General features: G+C 59.5%; 22 protein-coding genes and 1 pseudogene. 13 read left to right on the forward strand and 10 right to left on the reverse strand.

Annotated elements, in window-relative coordinates:
• Window positions 1–82: 82 nt before the first annotated feature.
• Complete coding sequence (locus AB4O45_RS12360; protein WP_150637114.1) at window positions 83–325, reverse strand: DUF1127 domain-containing protein; 243 nt, start codon at window positions 323–325, stop codon at window positions 83–85.
• Between the two features lie 175 nt (window positions 326–500).
• On the opposite strand from AB4O45_RS12360, the gene AB4O45_RS12365 reads away from it, so the two are divergent.
• Together AB4O45_RS12365 and AB4O45_RS12370 are read left to right on the forward strand one after the other, a co-directional pair.
• On the forward strand, window positions 501–1,922 hold the full coding sequence (locus AB4O45_RS12365) for an aminotransferase-like domain-containing protein (protein WP_041476641.1): 1,422 nt from the start codon (window positions 501–503) through the stop codon (window positions 1,920–1,922).
• Between the two features lie 61 nt (window positions 1,923–1,983).
• Complete coding sequence (locus AB4O45_RS12370) at window positions 1,984–3,552, forward strand: phospholipase D family protein (RefSeq protein WP_130926272.1); 1,569 nt, start codon at window positions 1,984–1,986, stop codon at window positions 3,550–3,552.
• A gap of 87 nt (window positions 3,553–3,639) precedes the next feature.
• Here the strand turns inward: AB4O45_RS12370 and AB4O45_RS12375 are convergent, their stop codons facing one another.
• Window positions 3,640–4,782 carry an MFS transporter gene (locus tag AB4O45_RS12375; protein ID WP_460161446.1) on the reverse strand — a complete coding sequence of 381 codons (1,143 nt, stop codon included), beginning with the start codon at window positions 4,780–4,782 and terminating at the stop codon, window positions 3,640–3,642.
• 261 nt (window positions 4,783–5,043) lie between these two features.
• On the reverse strand, window positions 5,044–6,537 hold the full coding sequence (locus AB4O45_RS12380) for an aldehyde dehydrogenase (RefSeq protein ID WP_041476638.1): 1,494 nt from the start codon (window positions 6,535–6,537) through the stop codon (window positions 5,044–5,046).
• A gap of 236 nt (window positions 6,538–6,773) precedes the next feature.
• On the opposite strand from AB4O45_RS12380, the gene AB4O45_RS12385 reads away from it, so the two are divergent.
• Window positions 6,774–7,136: a cupin domain-containing protein gene (locus AB4O45_RS12385; RefSeq protein WP_150742913.1), complete on the forward strand. Its 363-nt coding sequence runs from the start codon at window positions 6,774–6,776 to the stop codon at window positions 7,134–7,136.
• A 203-nt stretch (window positions 7,137–7,339) separates the two neighbouring features.
• Here the strand turns inward: AB4O45_RS12385 and rpmG are convergent, their stop codons facing one another.
• The gene (gene rpmG, locus AB4O45_RS12390) at window positions 7,340–7,495 is read right to left on the reverse strand and encodes a 50S ribosomal protein L33 (RefSeq protein WP_016772554.1); all 156 of its coding nucleotides are present in this window, start codon (window positions 7,493–7,495) and stop codon (window positions 7,340–7,342) included.
• An 11-nt stretch (window positions 7,496–7,506) separates the two neighbouring features.
• Window positions 7,507–7,740: a 50S ribosomal protein L28 gene (gene rpmB, locus AB4O45_RS12395; protein ID WP_007920377.1), complete on the reverse strand. Its 234-nt coding sequence runs from the start codon at window positions 7,738–7,740 to the stop codon at window positions 7,507–7,509.
• A 446-nt stretch (window positions 7,741–8,186) separates the two neighbouring features.
• On the opposite strand from rpmB, the gene AB4O45_RS12400 reads away from it, so the two are divergent.
• Window positions 8,187–9,773 carry an ABC transporter substrate-binding protein gene (locus AB4O45_RS12400; RefSeq protein ID WP_460161447.1) on the forward strand — a complete coding sequence of 529 codons (1,587 nt, stop codon included), beginning with the start codon at window positions 8,187–8,189 and terminating at the stop codon, window positions 9,771–9,773.
• A 145-nt stretch (window positions 9,774–9,918) separates the two neighbouring features.
• On the opposite strand, the gene radC is transcribed toward AB4O45_RS12400, so the two are convergent.
• Complete coding sequence (gene radC, locus AB4O45_RS12405; protein ID WP_041476636.1) at window positions 9,919–10,593, reverse strand: RadC family protein; 675 nt, start codon at window positions 10,591–10,593, stop codon at window positions 9,919–9,921.
• Between the two features lie 133 nt (window positions 10,594–10,726).
• Between radC and coaBC the strand changes: the two genes are divergently transcribed.
• The 6 genes and pseudogenes from coaBC to AB4O45_RS12435 all read left to right on the forward strand — a co-directional run bounded on the left by coaBC (window position 10,727) and on the right by AB4O45_RS12435 (window position 16,416).
• Entirely contained in the window at window positions 10,727–11,935 is a 1,209-nt protein-coding gene (coaBC, locus tag AB4O45_RS12410) for a bifunctional phosphopantothenoylcysteine decarboxylase/phosphopantothenate--cysteine ligase CoaBC (RefSeq protein ID WP_016772551.1), read from the forward strand.
• A 5-nt stretch (window positions 11,936–11,940) separates the two neighbouring features.
• Complete coding sequence (gene dut / locus AB4O45_RS12415; RefSeq protein ID WP_041476635.1) at window positions 11,941–12,396, forward strand: dUTP diphosphatase; 456 nt, start codon at window positions 11,941–11,943, stop codon at window positions 12,394–12,396.
• 303 nt (window positions 12,397–12,699) lie between these two features.
• Window positions 12,700–14,103: pseudogene (locus AB4O45_RS12420) on the forward strand (phosphomannomutase/phosphoglucomutase); the annotation flags it as partial.
• Between the two features lie 17 nt (window positions 14,104–14,120).
• Entirely contained in the window at window positions 14,121–15,026 is a 906-nt protein-coding gene (gene argB, locus AB4O45_RS12425) for an acetylglutamate kinase (protein WP_016772548.1), read from the forward strand.
• Between the two features lie 438 nt (window positions 15,027–15,464).
• On the forward strand, window positions 15,465–16,037 hold the full coding sequence (locus tag AB4O45_RS12430) for a hypothetical protein (protein ID WP_016772546.1): 573 nt from the start codon (window positions 15,465–15,467) through the stop codon (window positions 16,035–16,037).
• Window positions 16,024–16,416, forward strand: a complete 393-nt coding sequence (locus AB4O45_RS12435) for a hypothetical protein (protein ID WP_305381777.1) — start codon at window positions 16,024–16,026, stop codon at window positions 16,414–16,416. Before AB4O45_RS12430 ends, AB4O45_RS12435 begins: the two co-directional genes overlap by 14 nt.
• Window positions 16,417–16,518: 102 nt before the next feature.
• Here AB4O45_RS12435 and pyrE read toward each other — a convergent pair whose 3' ends face one another.
• A complete protein-coding gene (gene pyrE, locus AB4O45_RS12440; RefSeq protein WP_056791572.1) occupies window positions 16,519–17,163 on the reverse strand; it encodes an orotate phosphoribosyltransferase in 645 nt (214 codons plus the stop codon).
• Between the two features lie 82 nt (window positions 17,164–17,245).
• On the opposite strand from pyrE, the gene AB4O45_RS12445 reads away from it, so the two are divergent.
• Entirely contained in the window at window positions 17,246–18,025 is a 780-nt protein-coding gene (locus tag AB4O45_RS12445) for an exodeoxyribonuclease III (protein WP_016772543.1), read from the forward strand.
• Window positions 18,026–18,093: 68 nt separating this feature from the next.
• Here AB4O45_RS12445 and gltS read toward each other — a convergent pair whose 3' ends face one another.
• The 3 genes from gltS to rph form a co-directional block, all read right to left on the reverse strand.
• The gene (gltS, locus tag AB4O45_RS12450) at window positions 18,094–19,302 is read right to left on the reverse strand and encodes a sodium/glutamate symporter (protein WP_460161448.1); all 1,209 of its coding nucleotides are present in this window, start codon (window positions 19,300–19,302) and stop codon (window positions 18,094–18,096) included.
• A 370-nt stretch (window positions 19,303–19,672) separates the two neighbouring features.
• Entirely contained in the window at window positions 19,673–20,041 is a 369-nt protein-coding gene (locus tag AB4O45_RS12455; protein ID WP_016772541.1) for a DUF4870 domain-containing protein, read from the reverse strand.
• 25 nt (window positions 20,042–20,066) lie between these two features.
• Window positions 20,067–20,789 (reverse strand): ribonuclease PH, encoded by a 723-nt coding sequence (gene rph, locus AB4O45_RS12460; protein ID WP_027610407.1) that lies wholly within the window; start codon window positions 20,787–20,789, stop codon window positions 20,067–20,069.
• Window positions 20,790–21,057: 268 nt separating this feature from the next.
• Between rph and AB4O45_RS12465 the strand changes: the two genes are divergently transcribed.
• On the forward strand, window positions 21,058–21,921 hold the full coding sequence (locus AB4O45_RS12465) for a YicC/YloC family endoribonuclease (protein ID WP_016770639.1): 864 nt from the start codon (window positions 21,058–21,060) through the stop codon (window positions 21,919–21,921).
• A gap of 12 nt (window positions 21,922–21,933) precedes the next feature.
• Window positions 21,934–22,554 (forward strand): guanylate kinase, encoded by a 621-nt coding sequence (gene gmk / locus AB4O45_RS12470; protein WP_039757364.1) that lies wholly within the window; start codon window positions 21,934–21,936, stop codon window positions 22,552–22,554.
• Window positions 22,555–22,642: the final 88 nt, after the last annotated feature.

A 22,642-nucleotide genomic window follows, 5' to 3' on the forward strand; every position in this document is an offset into this window, starting at 1 on the left:
TCCAGTGACGCTCTGCGTCACAGCGGACGCAGAGCGTCCGGGGCGGCGTTCCCGCGCAGAGCGTGGGAACGATCTGTGGTATTCATATCCGCCAGAACGGCTTCAACCCCTCCTCCCTTGCCTGCTCCCGCGTCAACCCGACATCCTTGAGCTGCTCCGGTGTCAGGCCGAGCAACGCCTTGCGCGTGTGCAGACGATGCCAGAACAGCTCCCAGCGACTGAGGCCGGACGGCGCATTACGCAGCAGATTGCGCGCGTTGTCCTTTTGCCCTGCCGCCAGTTCCTGACTGTGTAACGTCAGCCGCACATCGCTCAAGCCGTTCATTTTCGTTGCTCCTGTTTACTTGGGTAGCCAGAGATTCCATGATGCGCGGGCGAGCAAAACCATTACAGACTCAAAGAACCAGTATTAAATCCATACAGATTTGCCGATTCGCCGACTGAATGATTGATTTTTGCCGCATCTGTACTGGTTTTCACCAAGACGCACCGAGGCCACCATGACTCTGTATGTAAACCTCGCCGAATTGCTCGGCACCCGCATCGAACAAGGCTTCTATCGTCCCGGCGACCGCTTGCCGTCGGTGCGTGCCTTGAGCGTCGAACACGGAGTCAGTCTGAGCACGGTGCAGCAGGCCTATCGCGTGCTTGAAGACAGCGGTCTGGCCACGCCAAAACCCAAGTCCGGCTATTTTGTCCCCGTCGGACGCGAGTTGCCGGAGCTGCCCGCAGTAGGCCGCCCCGCGCAACGGCCGGTAGAGATTTCGCAATGGGATCAGGTGCTGGAATTGATCCGCGCCGTACCGCGCAAGGACGTCGTGCAATTGGGACGTGGCATGCCCGATGTTGGCTCACCTACCATGAAGCCGCTGCTGCGCGGGCTGGCGCGAATCAGCCGCCGGCAGGACATGCCTGGTCTGTATTACGACAACATCCACGGCAACCTCGAACTGCGCGAACAGATCGCACGGCTGATGCTCGATTCCGGCTGTCAGTTGAGCGCCAGCGATCTGGTGATCACCACTGGCTGCCACGAAGCGCTGTCCACCAGCATCCATGCGATCTGCGAGCCGGGCGACATCGTCGCGGTGGACTCGCCGAGTTTTCACGGCGCCATGCAAACCCTCAAAGGCCTGGGCATGAAAGCCCTGGAAATCCCCACCGACCCGCTCACCGGGATCAGCCTCGACGCCCTGGAACTGGCGCTGGAACAGTGGCCGATCAAGGCCATTCAGCTCACCCCAAACTGCAACAACCCGCTCGGCTACGTCATGCCTGAGTCGCGCAAACGCGCGCTGTTGACGTTGGCCCAGCGTTTCGACGTGGCGATCATCGAAGACGATGTGTATGGCGAACTGGCCTATACCTACCCGCGCCCGCGTACGATCAAATCCTTCGACGAAGACGGCCGCGTGTTGCTCTGCAGCTCGTTTTCCAAGACCCTGGCGCCGGGGCTGCGCATCGGCTGGGTGGCGCCGGGCCGATATCTGGAGCGAGTGCTGCACATGAAATACATCAGCACCGGCTCCACCGCGCCACAACCGCAGATCGCTATCGCCGAATTCATCAAGGCCGGCCATTTCGAGCCGCACTTGCGGCGTATGCGCATGCAGTACCAACGCAATCGTGACGCGATGATCGACTGGGTGACGCGCTATTTCCCGGCCGGCACCCGCGCCAGTCGCCCGCAGGGCAGCTTCATGCTCTGGGTGGAGCTGCCGGAAGGTTTCGACACGCTGAAACTGAATCGCGCGCTGCACGATCAGGGCGTACAGATTGCCGTTGGCAGCATCTTTTCCGCCTCGGGCAAGTACCGCAATTGTTTGCGGATGAACTACGCTGCCAAACCAACAGCGCAAATCGAAGAAGCGGTGCGCAAGGTCGGTGCTGCGGCAATCAAATTACTCGCTGAGACCGACTGACCTTTTTTGCGCGCCCGGCGTCCAAATTGCCGACCTCAGCCGCCAACCGGAACGACCCTACGTGAGCTTCAGACAGCCCTTACTCGCTTTACTGATACTCGCCTCGTTCCTCAGCGGCTGCGCCAGCCTTGATGTACCGCGCGAACCGAGCCAGGCATTGCCAGCGTCGGACTCCAGCTTCGGCCGTTCGATTCAGGCTCAGGCCGCGCCCTACAAAGGGCAGTCGGGGTTTCGCCTGCTCTCCGACAGCGGCGAGGCGTTTACCGCCCGGGCCGAGCTGATTCGCCATGCCCAGGTCAGCCTCGATTTGCAGTACTACATCGTCCACGACGGCATCAGCACGCGGATGTTGGTGGAGGAAGTGCTCAAGGCTGCCGACCGTGGTGTGCGCGTGCGCATCCTGCTCGACGACACCACCAGCGACGGCCTCGACCAGATCATCGCGACCCTTGCGGCACATCCGCAGATCCAGATTCGTTTGTTCAATCCTTTGCACCTGGGGCGCAGCACCGGCGTAACGCGCGCGGCCGGGCGACTGTTCAATCTGTCCGTGCAGCATCGGCGCATGCACAACAAGTTGTGGCTGGCGGACAACAGCGCGGCCATCGTCGGCGGGCGCAATCTGGGCGATGAATATTTCGACGCCGAACCCAACCTGAATTTCACCGACATCGACATGCTCAGCATCGGCCCGGTGGCCGAACAGCTCGGACACAGTTTCGACCAGTACTGGAACAGCGCGCTGAGCAAGCCGATCGACGAATTCCTTTCCAGCCAGCCGACCGCCGCCGACCTGGAAAACACGCGCACGCGCCTGGAAGAATCACTGGAAGAAACCCGCAAGCAGAACCACGCGCTCTATCAACAGTTGATGAAATTCACCACCGATCCGCGCATGGACATCTGGCGTAAAGAGCTGATCTGGGCCTGGAACCAGGCGCTGTGGGATGCGCCGAGCAAGGTCCTGTCCAAGGGCGAACCGGATCCGCATCTGCTGCTGACCACACAACTGGCGCCGGAACTGACCGGCGTCAGCAAAGAGCTGATCATGATTTCCGCCTACTTCGTGCCGGGTCAGCCGGGGCTGGTTTACCTGACCGGGCGCGCCGATGCCGGGGTCTCCGTAAGTCTGCTGACCAATTCGCTGGAGGCTACCGACGTGCCGGCGGTGCATGGCGGTTACGCGCCCTATCGCAAGGCGTTGCTTGAACACGGAGTGAAACTCTATGAGTTGCGCCGCCAGCCTGGGGATAACTACGGCAGCGGGCCACGCGTGTTCTACAGCAAGTCGTTTCGCGGCTCGGATTCCAGCCTGCACAGCAAGGCGATGATCTTTGATCGACGCAAATCGTTTATCGGCTCGTTCAATTTCGACCCGCGCTCGGTGCTGTGGAACACCGAAGTCGGCGTCCTGGTCGACAGCCCGGAACTGGCCGAGCATGTGCGCGCACTGGCACTGCAAGGCATGGCGCCGACCTTGAGTTATCAGGCGAAACTCGAGGACGGCAAGGTCGTCTGGGTCACCGAAGACAACGGCCAGATGCACACCCTGACCAAGGAGCCGGGGAGCTGGTGGCGGCGCTTCAACTCATGGTTCAGCACCAGCGTCGGCCTGGAGCGGATGCTGTAAAAAGCAAAGATCGCAGCCTTCGGCAGCTCCTACAGTTGGAAATGCGTTTGCCCTGTAAGAGCTGCCGAAGGCTGCGATCTTTTGATCTCAAGCAGTCTGGATTTTGCCGAAGGCGCCCTGGCGCAACAACAGGATAACCAACCCGAAAGCCCCCGCCGCCATCAACAGTGGCAACGCATGCCCGTTGATCCACTGACTCCCCGCCCCCGCCGCCAATGGCCCGACCAGACAACCGACACCCCACAACTGGGCAATATGCGCATTGGCGCGCACCAGCGCATCGTCACGATAACGCTCGCCAATCAGAATCAGCGACAGGGTAAACAAGCCGCCAGCACTGGCGCCGAACAGCACCCAAAGCGGCCAGATCAGCAGCGTGTCGAGCAACATCGGAATGGCCAGACTCGACAGCATCAACACCACAGCGCAACCAGCAAACAGCGTGCGCCGCGACAGGTAATCGGCCAACGCGCCGATCGGTAATTGCAGCAGCGCATCGCCGACCACCACGGTGCTGACCATGGCCAGCGCGATTTCGGCGGTGAACCCTTGTTGCAGACAGTACACCGGCAGCAGCGTCAGAATCATCGCCTCGAACGCGGCGAACAATGACACCGCCCAGGCAATCGCCGGCAGCTCACGGGCGAAGCCCCACAGATCACCAAACGTGACGCTGTTGGCCTCGCTGCTCGGCGCGCCGCTGCGCCCCAGCAGCAGGAAAGGCGAGAGCGTCAGCAGACCGGCCCCGACCCAGAAACCGTAATCATGCTCGGTACCCAGCGCACCCAGCAGCAACGGACCGGACAGTTGGCTCAGCGCATAGCTGCTGCCATACACCGCCACCAGACGCCCGCGCCACTGCTCGACCACCAGCTGATTGATCCAGCTCTCGCCGAGGATGAACACGATGGTCAGGATCACACCGATCAGCAACCGCAGCAGCAACCAGATCGGATAACTCGGCAGCAGCGCCAGCAGGCCGATCGACAATGCCCCGGCCCACAGGCACAGGCGCATCAGGTTCGCCGTGCCGAAAAACGCAGCGAGATGGCTGGAAACCTTCGCCCCCAGCAACACGCCGATCGCCGGCATGGCTGCCATCACACCGATCGCGAACGAGCCGTAGCCCCAGCCCTCCAGACGCAACGACACCAGCGGCATGCTGACCCCCAGGGCCAGGCCGACACTCAAGACAGACGCCAACACGGCGAAATACGTCGCCCACCGCATGTTCCACGCTCCTGTGGATATTTTTATATGCACCACAAAATCACTGTGGGAGCGAGCCCCTGTGGCGAGGGGTTTATCCCCGTTGGGTCGCGCAGCGGCCCCAAAACCTGCAACCACGATGTACCAGGTACACCGCGTGCAATGGTTTAGCGACTGCTTCGCAGCCGAACGGGGATAAATCCCCTCACCACAGAGGCTCGCTCCCACAGGGGATCTCTGTCCGGTTCGGGAGCCTGACTGAATCAGGCTCCCTTTAGCGGTTTACAGCTTGATCCACGTCGCCTTCAGCTCGGTGTACTTGTCAAAGGCGTGCAGCGATTTGTCGCGACCGTTGCCCGACTGCTTGAAGCCACCGAACGGCGCGGTCATGTCGCCGCCATCGTACTGGTTGACCCACACGCTACCGGCGCGCAGGGCCTTGGCAGTCAGATGCGCCTTGGAGATGTCCTGGGTCCACACCGCTGCGGCCAGACCGTATGGCGTGTCGTTGGCGATCTGGATGGCTTCTTCGGCGCTATCGAAAGCGATCACCGACAACACTGGGCCGAAAATCTCTTCCTGAGCAATCTTCATCGCATTGCTCACACCATCGAAAATGGTTGGCTCGACGTAAGTGCCACCGGTCTCCTGGAGGATGCGCTTGCCGCCGGCGACCAGTTTGGCGCCATCGCTATGGCCGGATTCGATGTACGACAGCACGGTGTTCATCTGCTGGGTATCGACCAGCGCACCGACGTTGGTCGCCGGGTCCAGCGGATTGCCCGGCTTCCAGGTTTTCAGCGCCTCGATCACCATCGGCAGGAATTTGTCCTTGATCGAGCGCTCGACCAGCAGACGCGAACCGGCGGTGCAGACTTCGCCCTGGTTGAAGGCGATGGCGCTGGCGGCGGATTCAGCGGCGGCCTGCAGATCCGGCGCATCGGCGAAGACGATGTTCGGGCTCTTGCCGCCGGCTTCCAGCCAGACACGCTTCATGTTCGATTCGCCGGCGTAGACCATCAGTTGCTTGGCGATCTTGGTCGAGCCGGTGAAGACCAGCGTGTCGACATCATTATGCAGACCCAGCGCCTTGCCGACGGTGTGGCCATAGCCCGGCAGCACATTGAGCACGCCTTTCGGAATCCCGGCTTCAATGGCCAGCGCAGCGATACGGATGGCGGTCAGCGGCGACTTTTCCGACGGCTTGAGGATCACCGAGTTGCCGGTCGACAGCGCCGGGCCGAGTTTCCAGCAAGCCATCATCAGCGGGAAGTTCCACGGCACGATAGCGCCGACCACGCCCACCGGCTCGCGAGTCACCAGGCCCAGTTGATCATGTGGGGTCGCGGCGACTTCGTCGTAGATCTTGTCGATCGCCTCGCCGCTCCAGCTCAGCGCCTGCGCCGCACCCGGCACGTCGATGTACAGCGAATCGCTGATCGGCTTGCCCATGTCGAGGGTTTCCAGCAGCGCGAGTTCTTCGGCGTGCTGTTTCAGCAGGCTGGCGAAGCGGATCATGGTGGCTTTGCGTTTGGTCGGCGCCAGGCGCGACCAGACGCCGGAGTTGAAGGTGGCGCGGGCGTTTTCTACAGCACGGTCAGCATCGGCGGCGTCGCAGCTGGCGATCTTGCCGAGCAAGCGGCCATCGACCGGGCTGATGCATTCGAAGGTTTCGCCGGAAACGGCGTCGGTGTATTCGCCATTCAGGAAGGCGCGGCCTTCGATTTTCAGATCGCGGGCGCGTTGTTCCCAGTCGGCACGAGTCAGGGTGGTCATTCGGGTGTCCTCCTCTTATTGAATACGAGCACCGCAAGCGCTGCGGCGCTGTTCAAGAATTCTGCCCGGCCAGCCTGCACTTTCGGCCCGAGGCACCCGCCACCCTAAACCAGCGACCGGGTTTGTTTCAATATATTTGACATAAGCTGGCCATACGGCCTTGCGGTGTTCATTTTAATAAACATAGACTTTGGCTCATTCCAGCCAACGCGCCGTCATTAACGGAGAAAACAACAATGAACATCCAGAACGTCGTCGACATCAGCCTCGCCAGCAGCGAAGCCGAGCGTTATCGCCCGGACCCGGCGAAAGTGCTCAAGGGCGATCCTGAGCAGGCGGTGTTTCATCAATACGACAGCCCTTGTGGGCAAATGGGTGTTGGTGTGTGGGAAGGCGCGGTGGGCCAGTGGACGGTGAATTACACCGAGAATGAGTACTGCGAGATTCTGCAGGGGGTTTCGGTATTGCGTGACAGCGATGGCAATGCCAAGACCTTGCGCGTTGGCGATCGCTTCGTGATCCCGGCGGGTTTTCGCGGCACCTGGGAAGTGCTGGAGGCTTGCCGCAAGGTTTATGTGATCTTTGAACAGAAGGCTTGAGATGTTTGCTGGCTGATCGGCCCTCATCGCTGGCAAGCCAGCTCCCACAGGTTTTGTGCATGACACAGGTTCTGTGAAGACCGGCAATCACTGTGGGAGCTGGCTCGCCAGCGATAAGGCCCAACCGGTCACCGCAGAATCCAAGGCAAAAAAAAGGCCCGTATCTCACGATACGGGCCTTTTTCGTAGTCAGGAAAAATCAATTACTTGATTTTGCCTTCCTTGTACATCACGTGCTTGCGAACAACCGGATCATATTTCTTGATCTCGATTTTGTCCGGGGTAGTACGCTTGTTCTTGTCGGTAGTGTAGAAGTGACCAGTACCGGCGCTCGAGATCAAACGAATCAATTCACGCATGATTAGCTCCCTTAAATCTTGCCATCGCGGCGAAGTTCGGCGAGCACGACAGTGATGCCACGCTTGTCGATGATACGCATGCCTTTGGCAGATACGCGCAGACGCACAAAACGTTTCTCTTCTTCAACCCAGAAGCGGTGATGCTGCAGGTTCGGCAGGAAACGACGACGGGTTTTGTTGTTTGCGTGGGAAATGTTATTCCCAGTCACCGGACCCTTACCGGTAACTTGACATACTCTCGACATGCCTCAGCCCTCTAAAACCACATGCCCAACCCGGCATGGGTTGGCCGCTTAATCTCTCAGTCATTTGGCGCCAGGCGCCGCGTTTCTTTAGAGGTCTTACCGGCTACACCTACAGTGAAGGAACCGGGCCCCTAGAAAAGAGCGCTGCTTTATACCAGAAAGACCGGGGTGCAACAACAATCGGTGTGCAATCAATCGGCAAAAGGGCGATTTTTTCCGCCGCAGACGCCTTGGACAAAGGCTGCGGCCAGTTTTGACCACTCGTCGCAGAAATCCCGTCCTACAGGCGATTCAGACTTTTCATCGGGCGGCCCACGCTAGAAACCGCGCAAGAGTGCGCCTGAAAATGCAAAAAGGGGATAGTCATTTGCAATTCAGAGCTCTAGGGTAGGACTTTTCCAGACTGCACTTGCAGATGGGCCTTCGATCTGTAAAGGAAACCGACCATGCGCCTCGCTGCCCTACCCCTGTTGCTCGCCCCGCTCCTGCTGAGCCCCCTTGCCCAGGCCGCCGCGTTGAGCGTGTGCACCGAGGCCAGCCCTGAAGGGTTCGACGTGGTGCAGTACAACTCACTGACCACCACCAATGCTTCGGCTGACGTATTGATGAACCGCCTGGTGGATTTCGACACCGCCAGCGGCAAGGTCATTCCGAGCCTTGCCGACAGCTGGGAAGTCAGCACCGACGGCCTCACCTATGTGTTCAAACTGCACCCGCAGGTGAAATTTCACACAACCGATTACTTCAAGCCGAGCCGCGAGCTGAGTGCCGAAGACGTAAAATTCAGCTTCGACCGCATGCTCGACCCGGCCAACCCGTGGCACAAAGTCGCGCAGAGCGGCTTCCCCCATGCGCAGTCGATGCAACTGCCAACCCTGATCAAGAAGATCGACGCCCTCGACCCGCTGACCGTGCGTTTCACGCTTGATCATCCGGATTCGACCTTCCTCGCGACCCTGAGCATGGGCTTCGCCTCGATCTATTCCGCCGAATACGCCGACAAACTGATGAAGGCCGGCGCCACCGACAAACTCAACAGCCAGCCGATCGGCACCGGTCCGTTCGTGTTCAATCGCTTTCAGAAAGACGCGGCGATTCGCTACAAGGCCAACCCGGATTATTTCCATGGCAAGCCTGCCGTCGACCCGTTGATCTTCGCCATCACGCCGGACGCCAACGTGCGCCTGCAAAAGCTGCGGCGCAATGAATGCCAGATCGCCCTGTCGCCGAAACCATTGGATGTACAGGCCGCGCTGAAGGAACCGACGCTGAAAGTCGAAAAGACTGACGCGTTCATGACCGCTTTCGTGGGCATTAACAGCCAGCATCCGCCGCTGGACAAGCCGGAAGTGCGCCAGGCGATCAACCTCGCCTTCGACAAGGCCAACTACATCAAAGCCGTGTTCGAAGACACCGCCGAGGCAGCCAATGGGCCATACCCGCCGAACACCTGGAGCTACGCGAAGAACCTGCCGGGCTATCCGCACGACGTGAACAAGGCGAAGGCTTTGCTGGCCAAGGCCGGCTTGAAGGACGGCTTCCAGACCACGATCTGGACGCGGCCATCGGGCAGCCTGCTCAACCCGAACCCAAGCCTCGGCGCGCAGATGCTGCAGTCGGATCTGGCCGAGATCGGCATCCAGGCAGAAATTCGTGTGATCGAATGGGGCGAGCTGATTCGTCGCGCCAAGGCCGGCGAACATGATCTGCTGTTCATGGGCTGGGCCGGTGACAACGGCGACCCGGACAACTTCCTCACTCCGCAGTTTTCCTGCGCAGCAGTGAAGTCCGGGACCAACTTCGCGCGGTACTGCAACGCCGATCTGGACAAGCTGATCAGCGCCGGCAAGACCACCAGCGAGCAAGGCGTGCGCACCAAGCTGTATGAGCAGGCACAAGCGCAGATCCAGCAGCAGGCATTGTGGCTGCCACTGGCGCACCCGACGGCCTACGCTTTGACGCGCAAGGATGTTCAGGGTTATTCCGTCAGCCCGTTTGGCCGGCAGGATTACTCCAAGATCAGCCTCAAATAACCTGCCTGACACGCCGGTGGATGGAAACAATCTGTGGGAGCGAGCCCGCTCGCGAAAGCGGTCTTTCAGCAAACAATGATGCTGACTGATAAAACGCCTTCGCGAGCAGGCTCGCTCCCACAAGGTCCAGAATCGGCGCCGAGAACTACATCCAGCCACACTCCGCCATCGACAGCGGCTCGCCGTCTCCGACGATGAAGTGATCGAGCACTCGCACGTCAATCAGCTCCAGCGCTTTCTGCAGGCGCTTGGTCAGCAGCCGATCGGCCTGACTAGGATCGGTGTTGCCGGACGGGTGGTTGTGACAAAGGATCACCGCTGCGGCGTTATTCGCCAGCGCCCGCTTCACCACCTCCCGTGGGTGCACGCTGGTGTTGTCGATCGAGCCGCGAAACAGCGCCTCGAAATTCAGCACCTGATGCTTTGAATCGAGAAACAGGCAGCCGAACACCTCGTGCGGCTCATGCCGCAGCATCGCCTTGAGATAATCGCGGACGACCTGAGGGTTTTCCAGTGCCGGTTTCTGTCGTGAACGCTCGGCCAGATGGCGCTTGCTCATTTCCTGCGCGGCTTGCAGCTGCGCGAACTTGGCGGGGCCGAGGCCCAGTTGTTTGCTGAATGCGTCCTGATCGGCCTCGAGCAGCAAACGCAGGCCACCGAATTGCGTCAGCAGATGTCTGGCGAGGTCCACAGCGCTTTTTCCGGGCAATCCGGTGCGCAGAAAAATCGCCAACAACTCAGCGTCCGAAAGACTCCCTGCGCCGTGTTCCAACAGCCTTTCCCGCGGCCGTTCCGCCGCCGGCCAATCGCGAATACTCATAGCACCTCCTTGTCTGTGGGCGCCGCTGTTCCGTAGCGGTCGCTGTGATATCGTAGCCCATCTTTTTGGCGGTCGATTCAACCCTGGGGAGGGGTATCGCGCCGCCGTCATCAACGAAATGAAAGGCAGACCTATGCAGCGGCTGTATCGGAAACGCATCGTTCTGGGCGTCGGCGGCGGCATTGCGGCCTACAAGAGCGCCGATCTGGTTCGCCGCCTGATCGACCAGGGTGCCGAAGTGCGCGTGGTCATGACCCATGGCGGCGCCGAATTCATCACCCCGCTGACCATGCAGGCCCTGTCGGGCCACCCGGTTCACCTCGACTTGCTCGACCCTGCCGCCGAAGCCGCCATGGGTCATATCGAGCTGGCGAAATGGGCCGATCTGGTGCTGATCGCTCCGGCCACCGCCGACCTGATCGCCCGTCTGGCCCAAGGCATTGCCAACGATCTGCTGACAACCTTGGTGCTGGCCACCGACGCCGTGGTTGCTGTCGCGCCAGCGATGAATCAGGCGATGTGGCGCGACCCGGCGACCCAGGCCAACCTGCAACTGCTGGAAAGCCGTGGCCTGAAGACTTTCGGCCCGGCCTCGGGCAGCCAGGCCTGCGGCGACGTCGGCATGGGCCGCATGATGGAGGCCACCGATCTGGCCCTGCTCGCCGCTGATTGCTTCCAGCGCCAGGCCCTGACCGGCAAGCATGTGGTGATCACCGCCGGCCCGACTCAGGAAAACATCGATCCGGTGCGCTACATCACCAACCACAGCTCCGGCAAAATGGGTTTTGCCCTCGCCGAAGCAGCCGTGGAAGCCGGCGCCCGTGTCACTTTGATCAGCGGCCCGGTGCACTTGCCGACGCCTGATCGCGTGACGCGGATCGATGTGGTCAGCGCCCGCGACATGCTCGCCGCCTGCGAATCGGCCATGCCTTGCGACGTGTTCATCTCGTCGGCAGCGGTGGCGGACTACCGCCCTGAAGTCGTCGCCCCGCATAAACTCAAGAAAGATCCTACGAGCGGTGACGGCTTCGTCCTGCAAATGGTGCGTAACCCGGACATCCTGGCCACCATTGCGACCCGTCCCGACCGTCCGTTCAGTGTCGGCTTCGCCGCCGAAACCGAACACCTGCTCGACTACGCTGCACGCAAGCTGAAGGACAAGAATCTCGATCTGATCGTCGCCAACGACGTCGCCAACCCGAGCATCGGTTTCAACAGCGAAGAAAACGCCTGCAGCGTCATCGACCGTGAGCTGCACGCCACGGTTTTCGCCCAGACCAGCAAGAGCAAGATCGCTCGCCAACTGGTCACTTTTATCGCCGAACGTCTGAACCAGGTTTAATTTACATGCACGCTTTGCAAGCCAAGATCCTCGACCCACGCATCGGTAGCGAATTCCCGCTGCCGCAATACGCCACACCGGGTTCCGCCGGCCTCGACCTGCGCGCCATGCTGGAACAGGACATCGTGATCAAACCGGGTGAAACCGTGCTGATTCCCACCGGCCTGTCGGTGTACATCGGCGACCCGAATCTCGCCGCGCTGATCCTGCCGCGCTCGGGCATGGGCCATAAACACGGCATCGTGCTGGGCAATCTGGTCGGCCTGATCGACTCCGATTACCAGGGCCCGCTGATGGTCTCCTGCTGGAACCGCGGCCAGAGCGACTTCACCATGACTGTCGGCGAACGCCTGGCGCAATTGGTGCTGGTACCGGTGGTGCAGGCGCATTTCGAAATGGTTGAAGAGTTTGTCGAGACCGAGCGCGGTACCGGTGGCTTTGGCCACACTGGCACCAAATAACTGGATAGAGATTATGGTGGTGAGGGGATTTATCCCCGATAGGCTGCGAAGCGCCCCCAAGATTTTGGGTCTGCTGCGCAGCCCAACGGGGATAAATCCCCTCGCCACAAAAAATGCGCTACATCGGCGGCAGGTATTAACACCGTAAATCAAGGTTTTGCCGGCCGAAAGCCACGCCAGGCGAGGCGTCATGGCCCTTTCATAGCACGAACTCTCTGTGGAAAACGCCGTCATACCCTTCAGTTTGAGCCTGCCGTCGAATCTTTCGCCGGTCTGTCCCGCCCTTTTCGAGATGGAGCATGTCCACAGATGAGCACCCCCGCCAAGATCGCCCCGACGCTGCCTGACAGCATTTTCCGCGCCTACGACATTCGTGGCACCGTGCCGGAATACCTCAACGGTGAAACCGCCTACTGGATCGGTCGCGCCATCGGCTCTCAGAGCCTGGCTCAGGGCGAACCGAACGTGTCGGTCGGTCGTGACGGTCGCCTGTCCGGCCCGGAGCTGGTCGCGGAACTCATTCGCGGCATCGCCGAGAGCGGTTGCCACGTCAGCGATGTCGGCCTGGTGCCAACGCCAGCGCTGTACTACGCCGCCAATGTGCTGGCCGGCAAGTCCGGGGTGATGCTCACCGGTAGCCACAATCCGTCGAACTACAACGGCTTCAAAATCGTCATCGCCGGCGACACCCTCGCCAACGAGCAGATTCAGGTGCTCCACGAGCGCATCAAGAACAATGACCTGAGCAGCGGCCAGGGCAGCGTCACCCAGGTCGAAATCCTCGACCGCTACAACACCGAAATCGTCCAGGACATCAAACTGGCCCGCCGCCTGAAAGTCGTGGTCGACTGCGGCAATGGCGCGGCCGGCGTGATCGCCCCGCAACTGATCGAAGCGCTGAACTGCGAAGTCATCCCGCTGTTCTGCGAAGTCGACGGCAACTTCCCGAACCATCACCCGGATCCGGGCAAACCGGAAAACCTCGTAGACCTGATTGCCAAAGTCAAAGAGACCAACGCCGATATCGGCCTGGCCTTCGACGGTGACGGCGACCGCGTTGGCGTGGTGACCAATACCGGCAGCATCGTCTACCCGGATCGCCTACTGATGCTGTTCGCTCGCGACGTAGTGGCGCGCAACCCGGACGCGGAAATCATCTTCGACGTCAAATGCACCCGTCGCCTGGTGCCATTGATCAAGGAATACGGTGGTCGGCCGCTAATGTGGAAGACCGGTCACTCGTTGATCAAAAAGAAAATGAAACAATCCGGCGCACTGTTGGCCGGCGAAATGAGCGGGCACATCTTCTTCAAGGAGCGCTGGTTCGGTTTCGACGACGGCATTTACAGCGCCGCACGTCTGCTGGAGATCCTCAGCAAGGAAAAATCCACTGCTGAAGAGCTGTTTGCGACCTTTCCGAACGATATTTCCACGCCGGAAATCAATATCCATGTGACCGAAGAGAGCAAATTCAGCATCATTGATGCACTGCACGATGCTCAGTGGGGCGAAGGCGCCGACCTGACCACCATCGACGGCGTGCGTGTCGATTACGCCAAAGGCTGGGGCCTGGTGCGCGCGTCCAACACCACACCGGTGCTGGTGCTGCGCTTCGAGGCCGATGACGAGGCTGAATTGCAGCGCATCAAGGATGTGTTCCACGCCCAACTGAAACGCGTTGCACCTGATCTCCAACTACCGTTCTGATCCACCCGGAGCCCTGAATGACCCTCGAACGCGAAGCCGCCGCCAACACTGCCAAGGTCCTGTCCGAAGCGCTGCCTTACATCCGACGCTATGTCGGCAAGACCCTGGTGATCAAATACGGCGGCAACGCGATGGAAAGCGAGGAGCTGAAAACCGGCTTCGCCCGCGACATCGTGCTGATGAAAGCCGTGGGCATCAACCCGGTGGTCGTGCACGGTGGCGGCCCGCAGATCGGTGATCTGCTCAAGCGCCTGTCGATCGAAAGCCACTTCGTCGACGGCATGCGCGTTACCGACGCGGCGACCATGGACGTGGTGGAAATGGTCCTTGGCGGTCAGGTCAACAAGAGTATCGTCAACCTGATCAACCGCCATGGCGGCAGCGCCATCGGCCTGACCGGTAAGGATGCCGGGCTGATCCGGGCGAAGAAGCTCACCGTCTCCCGCCAGACCCCGGAGATGACCCAGCCGGAAATCATCGACATCGGCCATGTCGGCGAAGTCGTCGGCATCAATACCGAGCTGTTGAATCTGCTGGTCAAAGGCAACTTCATCCCGGTCATCGCGCCGATTGGCGTCGGTGAGAACGGCGAGTCGTACAACATCAACGCCGACCTGGTGGCGGGCAAGGTTGCCGAAGCACTGAAAGCTGAAAAGCTGATGCTGCTGACCAACATTGCCGGCCTGATGGACAAGTCGGGCACCGTGCTGACCGGCCTGAGCACGCAGCAGGTCGACGACCTGATCGCCGATGGCACGATCTACGGCGGCATGCTGCCGAAGATCCGCTGCGCACTGGAAGCGGTTCAGGGTGGCGTAGGTAGTTCGTTGATCATCGACGGTCGTGTGCCGAACGCGATTCTGCTGGAAATCTTCACTGATACTGGCGTGGGTACGCTGATCAGCAATCGCAAGCGTCCTTGATGGCTGATCGCTGAAAGCAAAAGATCGCAGCCTTCGGCAGCTCCTACAGGGATTTCGCACATGCGGGAATCCGCTTTTGTAGGAGCTGACGAAGGCTGCGATCTTTTTTTGTGCGCGCAGGAAACGCCTGACTCGACACAGCGAAACGTCCGACATCCCTCCAGAACAAATCTCCATAGGATCTTCCCCTCATCCAACGGAGATCTTCCCATGCAAAAAAACAGCGTTCCTTACGGCAGTGACATTTCGGCTGGCACTTACGCCTGCGTGGACTGCGGCCGAGAGTATTCAGCCCCTTCGCAGACTTCGATGCCGCCCTGCCCTGACTTCACCGAAGCCTCTCACCCACTCAAGGGCTGGAAAGTGCTCACCGGCCAAGGAGATGCACCCCAGGATCCCTACCCAGCCGCCAGCGACAAATAACCGGAGCGGCGACTCATGCAGATCTCGTTCACGATCGACGCCGATGCTTTCGAGCAGGAACAAAAGGAACCGGTAAAAAAGACCTTGCGCATCGGCGACGCTGAAATCGCCCATGCGCTGGAGCGCATCGCCAAAGCCAGCCTGACCGAATACCTGAAAATGCTGGTTGAGGGCGGCATGCCCAGCCGGGCGGACGAAGCCAAACAGGATCGCCTGCTGTATCTGATTCAGAGTTACTTTGGGCAAACCCTGCCGACCGAATCGCAGATCTCGACGATCTTTCAACTGACCCAGAGCCAAAGCAAAACCCTGCTGAAGAACACCGTTTCGCGTTTTCGCAATCAGCTCGACGACATCCTGCAGCACAGCATGCGCGCCGTAATCCAGTCCGCCGAGCATGCGCAAAACGTGTTTCTGGTGGTGATCAGCTCGGACGTGATCCGCGATGAATTGAACATGCTCATCACCCAGAACGAGCCGACCTTCAAACCCATCACCAAACGCAAGGGCAGCGCCGGGCAATTCGAGATCAGCGAAGATTCCCACGCATTGCTGTGTGCAACGCTGGGTCTGAATGCCGTTCAGTGACATCGTCGCGGTCAGTGGCTTGCTGCTGACCCTGACCACGTTCATGTTCAATCTGGCGTGGCCGGCGCTCAATGAAGCGCTGGCTGAAGATGAATTTCAAAAAGGTTCGCAGGCCCGCAAGCGCAGTCGAGACAAGGTGATGGCAGCTTTCTACTGGCGAGCATTGCCATTGACGTGCGCGTTTGTGGCGCTGTTTTACGTCAACTTGCCGGCTGCGGTTAGCATCATCGACAGCAGCACGCTGGATTTGTGGGATTTCGATGTGGATCGCACGTTGTACGTGATGGTGGTTGTAGCGCTGCTGGTGTTTGCGCTGGTCAATGCGGGACTGGCGCTGAGACTGCTGATCAAATGGCAAAAACTGCGTAGACCACTGTAGGAGCTGCCGAAGGCTCGGGCCGCGATCGGACGATCTTTTGATCTTGATCCTGAAAAACAAGATCAAAAGATCGCAGCCTTCGGCAGCTCCTACAGGTGCGTATCACACGCCAAATTGGGCGCGGTACGCTTCCACGGCTGGGAGGTGTTGCTTGAGCTGCGGATCGTCGGCGAGGAACTCCAACACCTGATTCAGCGAGACGATGCTGATCACCGGAATGCCGAAGTCACGCTCGACTTCCTGGATGGCCGACAATTCGCCGTTGCCACGCTCCTGGCGGTTCAGCGCGATCAGCACACCGGCGGCTTTGGCGCCGTCTTGGGAAGCGATGATCTGCATCACTTCACGAATGGCGGTGCCGGCGGTGATCACGTCGTCGATGATCAAGACTTCGCCAGTCAGCGGCGCGCCAACCAGGCTGCCGCCCTCGCCGTGGGCCTTGGCTTCCTTACGGTTGAAGCACCACGGCAGATCACGATCGTGATGCTCGGCCAGCGCAACGGCGGTCGTGGCCGCCAGCGGAATACCTTTATAAGCCGGGCCAAACAGAACGTCGAAGGGGATGCCGCTCTCGGTGATGGCCGCAGCGTAGAAACGTCCCAGCTGGGCAAGGGCCGAACCCGAATTGAACAGGCCGGCATTGAAGAAGTAGGGACTGGTGCGCCCGGACTTCAGGGTGAACTCACCGAAGCGCAAAACGCCGCGATCGATGGCAAAACGAATGAAATCGCGCTGATACGCTTGCATGAAAAAAACCCCAAATACCACGGATTTAGCTAATTAGCTTGACGCCGTGTATCATACACGCACGCGATTTTTGGGGCCATTTATGCGGATCATCAGTGTGAACGTCAATGGTATTCAGGCGGCAGTCGAGCGCGGTTTGCTCAGTTGGCTGCAAGCCCAGAATGCCGACGTCATCTGCCTGCAGGACACCCGTGCCTCCGCCTTTGAACTGGATGACCCAGCCTTCCAACTGGATGGCTACTTCCTTTATGCCTGCGATGCTGAAGTCCCTGCCCAAGGCGGCGTGGCTTTGTATTCGCGGTTGCAACCGAAGGCTGTCATCAGCGGTCTCGGTTTCGAGACGGCCGACCGCTACGGGCGCTACCTGCAAGCAGATTTCGACAAAGTCAGTATTGCCACCTTGCTGTTTCCTTCGGGGATGAACGGCGATGAGGACTTGAACCAGAAGTTCAAGCTCATGGACGATTTCGGCAAGTACCTGGACAAACAGCGACGCAAACGTCGCGAGTACATTTATTGTGGCTCGCTGTACGTTGCGCAGCAGAAACTCGACATCAAGAACTGGCGCGACAGCCAGCAATCTCCAGGCTTCCTGGCGCCGGAACGCGCCTGGATGGACGAGATTGTCGGCAACATGGGCTATGTCGATGCGCTGCGCGAAGTCAGCCGAGAAGGCGATCAGTACAGCTGGTGGCCGGATAACGAACAGGCCGAGATGCTCAATCTGGGCTGGCGTTTCGATTATCAGATCCTGACCCCGGGCCTGCGTCGCTCGGTGCGCAGTGCACGCCTGCCGCGTCAGCCACGGTTTTCGCAGCACGCGCCGTTGATCGTCGACTACGACTGGACGCTGACCATCTAAGCGTCGTATCGCAGCCAAAGAAAATGCCCGCATCGTGAGATGCGGGCATTTTTTATGCGCCGTGCTTCCTAAACCGCAGCGAAGAATGGCAAGGCCAGGTACAGCTTGATCACGATGACGTTAACGATATCGATGAAGAACGCTCCTACCATCGGCACCACCAGAAACGCGATTTGCGAAGGGCCATAGCGCTGCGTCACCGCTTGCATGTTGGCAATGGCCGTAGGCGTGGCACCCAGCCCAAAGCCGCAGTGTCCCGCAGCGAGTACGGCGGCATCATAGTTGCTGCCCATCACCCGAAACGTTACGAAAATCGCGAACAGCGCCATGACCAGCGCCTGCACGGCCAGAATGATGAAGATCGGCAATGCCAACGCCGCCAGATCCCAAAGCTTCAGCGACATCAGCGCGATCGCCAGAAACAGCGAGAGGCTGACATTGCCGAGCACGGAAACTTCACGCTCGAACACCTGATACAAGCCAAGTGCTGACAGACTGTTGCGCAACACCACACCTACAAACAGCACGCAAACAAACGTCGGCAGTTCGAACGCAGTGCCATGCAGAACGCCATTCAGAAGGTTGCCAGCGAGCAGGCTGACGGCAATCAGCGCCAGCGTCTCGACGAACGAAAACGGCGTGATTGAGCGTTCCTTGTTTGGCTGTTCAAAACCTCTTGGCAGTCGCGGCGCTTGTTGCGGATTGCAACCCGGCACTTGCACGCGCTTGATCAGCAACCGGGCAACGGGCCCACCGATCAGACCACCCAGCACCAGACCGAACGTCGCTGAGGCCAGCGCCAGCTCTGAAGCCGACGCCAGGCCATATTTCTCGCTGAACACCGCGCCCCATGCAGCGCCAGTGCCGTGGCCGCCGGCCAGCGTGATCGAGCCCGTCAGCAAGCCCATCAAAGGGTCGAGCCCGAGCAGGGTTGCCAACCCGATGCCCATGGCGTTCTGCACCACCAGCAAGCCAATGACCGCCAGCAGGAAGATACCGACAATGCGGCCGCCCTTCTTCAGACTGGCAAGGTCAGCACTCAAGCCAATGTTGGCAAAGAAAGCCAACATCAGGGGGGTTTGCAATGATGTATCGAAGCGGACTTCAATGTCGAAAGTGCGCAATATCAACAGGAGCACGGCAACCACAAGGCCGCCTGCTACCGGTTCAGGAATATTGTAACTTCGCAGAAAGCCGACACGCGTAACAAGTCCGCGTCCGAGCAGCAGTACTAAAGAAGCGGCCACGAGCGTGCCGTAGAAATCGAGCTCAATCATGTGGATTATTCTTGGCTAAGTATTCACGAGGCGAGCGTTTACCTGGGCTCGACGGGTGAACCGGCTGATTTTCTCAACACTGATTACTGGGGAATTCAAGTGCCATCGATGGCTTGAACATATCGGAATGTTTCAACCGAAACATTACATCGGGCAACTTTAACAACCAGCTCGCGCCAATAACAAGAACGGGAATAAGCACTGGACCGATCAGTTGTGACCAAAGATGTAATAGAGGAACATCAGCAAATAAATGCCAAACCGCACATCGTTAACAGACTAGTCCTACAACAAAAACCAATTATTAAGTTGCACAAATAAAAATACCCCGATAAGTCGGGGTATTTTCATATTGCGACACAACAGACTTTCACTTGATCAATCGCCAGGTGAACGGATATCTGTATGGGAAACCTTCGTTGGCTTTGACCCCTGCAATGATCGTCAGGACCAGTGCGGCGATCGCCAACAAACCAAACAGGAAGAAACCAATGATCAGCAGCATGAGCAGGAAGCAGATCATTGAGGCTATCGCCACCGTGATCTGAAAATTCAACGCCTCTTTGCCCTGTGCATCGATAAAAGGGTCTTTCTCGCGCTTCATCTGCCATAGGATCAACGGCCCGATCAGATTGCCGAACGGAATCCAGATCCCCAGCAAGGCGGACAGGTGACAGAACATTGCCCACTGGCGAACCTCCTGGCTCGGTTTGGGCAGCAACTCTTGCTCGTCACTCATCATGTCCTCCTTGTGGTCGAAAACCTCAGTCGGCCAGTGCAGCCTTCTGCAGTTCGAAGATCTCGTTCATGCCTTTCTTCGCCAGTTCCAGCATGGCGTTCAAGTCTTCAGGCTGGAACGGCGCGCCTTCAGCAGTGCCCTGCACTTCGATGAAACCGCCGGTGCTGGTCATCACTACGTTCAGGTCGGTTTCAGCAGCGGAATCTTCAAGATAGTCCAGATCCAGCACCGGCTCGCCCTGGTACATGCCCACCGAGACTGCACCGATCATCTGCTTGAGCGGGTCACCGCCTTTCAGGCCGCCGCGCTTCTTGATCACTTTCAGGGCATCGACCAGCGCAACCATGGCGCCGGTGATGGACGCGGTGCGAGTACCGCCATCGGCCTGGATCACGTCGCAATCGACATACAGGGTCACGTCGCCAAGCTTGGACATATCCAGCGCCGCGCGCAGGGAGCGGCCGATCAGACGCTGGATTTCGAGAGTACGACCGCCCTGCTTGCCACGGCTGGCCTCACGCTGGTTACGCTCACCGGTGGCGCGCGGCAGCATGCCGTACTCGGCAGTCAACCAGCCCTGGCCCTGGCCTTTGAGGAAGCGCGGCACGCCATTTTCGACGCTGACGGTGCAGATGACTTTGGTATCACCGAATTCGACCAGTACGGATCCCTCGGCGTGTTTGGTGTAGTTGCGGGTGATGCGGATCGAGCGGAGCTGATCGGCAGCGCGACCACTTGGACGTTTCATAGGGATACCTGTACTGAGGACGGAAAACTGCCGAGCATTATAGAGCGCTGCACCGCGAGTGGGCACTGGTTAAAACCGCCGGCCGACGACCGAAGCCCCTCGAGCGCGCATAACCGACGGGCTGCAGCGCTTTGTCACACCGTGTGTTTGGGCGCATTCGCCGCACTGCGCTACAATCCTGCGCCTTTGCTGCCAGTCGGCTTAAATTCATTGAAATCGCGCCTGCGAAACAGCGTTTCGCGCCGATCTGCATTGCGAGGTCACCGCCATGGTGCACAGCATGACCGCCTTCGCCCGCGTCGAGAAAGCCGGCGTTCAGGGCACCCTGAGCTGGGAACTGCGCTCGGTCAACAGCCGCTATCTGGAACCGCACCTGCGCTTGCCCGAATCGTTTCGCGACCTCGAAGGCGCCGTGCGTGAAGCACTGCGTCAGGGCCTGTCGCGGGGCAAACTGGAATGCACGCTGCGCTTCACCGAAGAAAGCACCGGCAAACCGCTGCAAGTGGACCGCGAACGCGCCGCACAACTGGTGGCCGCTGCGGAAACCGTTGCCGGGCTGATCAAGAATCCTGCTGCGCTGAATCCGCTGGAAGTGCTGGCCTGGCCCGGCGTGCTGGTGGCCGATGCGACCGACCCGCAAGCGCTGAACGCCGAAGCGCTGGCGCTGTTCAATCAGGGCTTGAAGGATCTGAAGGCTGGTCGCGAGCGCGAAGGCGCGGAGCTGGCTCGCTTGATCAACGACCGCCTGACTTCCATCGAAGAAGACGTGGTGACCCTGCGTGAACTGGTGCCGCAGATGCTCGCCACCCAGCGCCAGAAGGTCCTCGACCGCTTTGCCGACATGAAGGCCGAGCTCGACCCGCAGCGCCTGGAACAGGAAATGGTCATCCTTGCGCAAAAAAGCGACGTGGCCGAAGAACTGGATCGCCTGAGCACTCACATCATCGAAGTCCGCCGGGTGCTCAAGTCCGGTGGTGCCGCCGGGCGGCGTCTGGACTTCCTGATGCAGGAGCTCAACCGCGAGGCCAACACACTGGGCTCCAAAGCCTTCGACCCGCGCAGCACCCAGGCCGCCGTCAACCTCAAGGTGTTGATCGAGCAGATGCGCGAACAAGTGCAGAATATTGAGTAAGGCTACCCTGACATGACCCAACACACCGGCACCCTGTACATCATTTCCGCGCCATCGGGCGCGGGCAAGAGCAGTCTGGTCAAGGCGTTGACCGACGCCGACCCGGAGATCCGCGTTTCGGTCTCGCACACCACCCGCGCCATGCGCCCGGGCGAAGTGGATGGCGTGAACTACCATTTCGTGACCCGCGAAGAGTTCGTGAAGATGGGCGAGCACGGCGACTTCCTTGAACGCGCCGAAGTCTTCGGCAACTTCTACGGCACCTCGCAAAGCCGTTTGCAACAGACCCTGGACGAAGGTCACGACCTGATTCTGGAAATCGACTGGCAAGGCGCCGAGCAAGTGCGCAAGCTGATGCCGCAAGCGCGCTCGATCTTCATCCTGCCGCCATCGCTGCAAGCCCTGCACCAGCGCCTGACCAACCGCGGCCAGGACAGCGACGAGATCATCGACGGCCGCATGCGCGAAGCGGTCAGCGAGATGAGCCATTACGTCGATTACGATTACCTGATCATCAACGACGATTTCGCCCACGCGCTGGACGATCTGAAAGCGATTTTCCGCGCCAATCAGCTGCAACAGAAACGCCAGCAAGTGCGTTTCGGCAAATTGCTGGCTGAATTGCTCGGCTAAAACAGCACTTCCCAAAATGCCTGCAAGCGCTTTACATTGGTGCTTGCAGCGCGTTGAAGGGTCTGGTCAAAAAATCAGCGCTTCCCTA

The organism is Pseudomonas sp. S2_B10 (assembly GCF_054668425.1).

Coding starts and splice junctions, on each gene's coding strand:
- AB4O45_RS12455 (WP_016772541.1), bottom strand. CDS start 20,041: ATGAGTGACGAGCAAGAGTTGCTGCCCAAACCGAGCCAGGAGGTTCGC.
- AB4O45_RS12435 (WP_305381777.1), top strand. CDS start 16,024: ATGCCGTTCAGTGACATCGTCGCGGTCAGTGGCTTGCTGCTGACCCTG.
- AB4O45_RS12365 (WP_041476641.1), top strand. CDS start 501: ATGACTCTGTATGTAAACCTCGCCGAATTGCTCGGCACCCGCATCGAA.
- AB4O45_RS12375 (WP_460161446.1), bottom strand. CDS start 4,782: ATGCGGTGGGCGACGTATTTCGCCGTGTTGGCGTCTGTCTTGAGTGTC.
- pyrE (WP_056791572.1), bottom strand. CDS start 17,163: ATGCAAGCGTATCAGCGCGATTTCATTCGTTTTGCCATCGATCGCGGC.
- gltS (WP_460161448.1), bottom strand. CDS start 19,302: ATGATTGAGCTCGATTTCTACGGCACGCTCGTGGCCGCTTCTTTAGTA.
- AB4O45_RS12445 (WP_016772543.1), top strand. CDS start 17,246: ATGCGGATCATCAGTGTGAACGTCAATGGTATTCAGGCGGCAGTCGAG.
- radC (WP_041476636.1), bottom strand. CDS start 10,593: ATGAGTATTCGCGATTGGCCGGCGGCGGAACGGCCGCGGGAAAGGCTG.
- argB (WP_016772548.1), top strand. CDS start 14,121: ATGACCCTCGAACGCGAAGCCGCCGCCAACACTGCCAAGGTCCTGTCC.
- dut (WP_041476635.1), top strand. CDS start 11,941: ATGCACGCTTTGCAAGCCAAGATCCTCGACCCACGCATCGGTAGCGAA.
- AB4O45_RS12380 (WP_041476638.1), bottom strand. CDS start 6,537: ATGACCACCCTGACTCGTGCCGACTGGGAACAACGCGCCCGCGATCTG.
- rpmG (WP_016772554.1), bottom strand. CDS start 7,495: ATGCGTGAATTGATTCGTTTGATCTCGAGCGCCGGTACTGGTCACTTC.
- AB4O45_RS12465 (WP_016770639.1), top strand. CDS start 21,058: ATGGTGCACAGCATGACCGCCTTCGCCCGCGTCGAGAAAGCCGGCGTT.
- coaBC (WP_016772551.1), top strand. CDS start 10,727: ATGCAGCGGCTGTATCGGAAACGCATCGTTCTGGGCGTCGGCGGCGGC.
- AB4O45_RS12360 (WP_150637114.1), bottom strand. CDS start 325: ATGAACGGCTTGAGCGATGTGCGGCTGACGTTACACAGTCAGGAACTG.
- rph (WP_027610407.1), bottom strand. CDS start 20,789: ATGAAACGTCCAAGTGGTCGCGCTGCCGATCAGCTCCGCTCGATCCGC.
- AB4O45_RS12430 (WP_016772546.1), top strand. CDS start 15,465: ATGCAGATCTCGTTCACGATCGACGCCGATGCTTTCGAGCAGGAACAA.
- AB4O45_RS12385 (WP_150742913.1), top strand. CDS start 6,774: ATGAACATCCAGAACGTCGTCGACATCAGCCTCGCCAGCAGCGAAGCC.
- AB4O45_RS12400 (WP_460161447.1), top strand. CDS start 8,187: ATGCGCCTCGCTGCCCTACCCCTGTTGCTCGCCCCGCTCCTGCTGAGC.
- rpmB (WP_007920377.1), bottom strand. CDS start 7,740: ATGTCGAGAGTATGTCAAGTTACCGGTAAGGGTCCGGTGACTGGGAAT.
- gmk (WP_039757364.1), top strand. CDS start 21,934: ATGACCCAACACACCGGCACCCTGTACATCATTTCCGCGCCATCGGGC.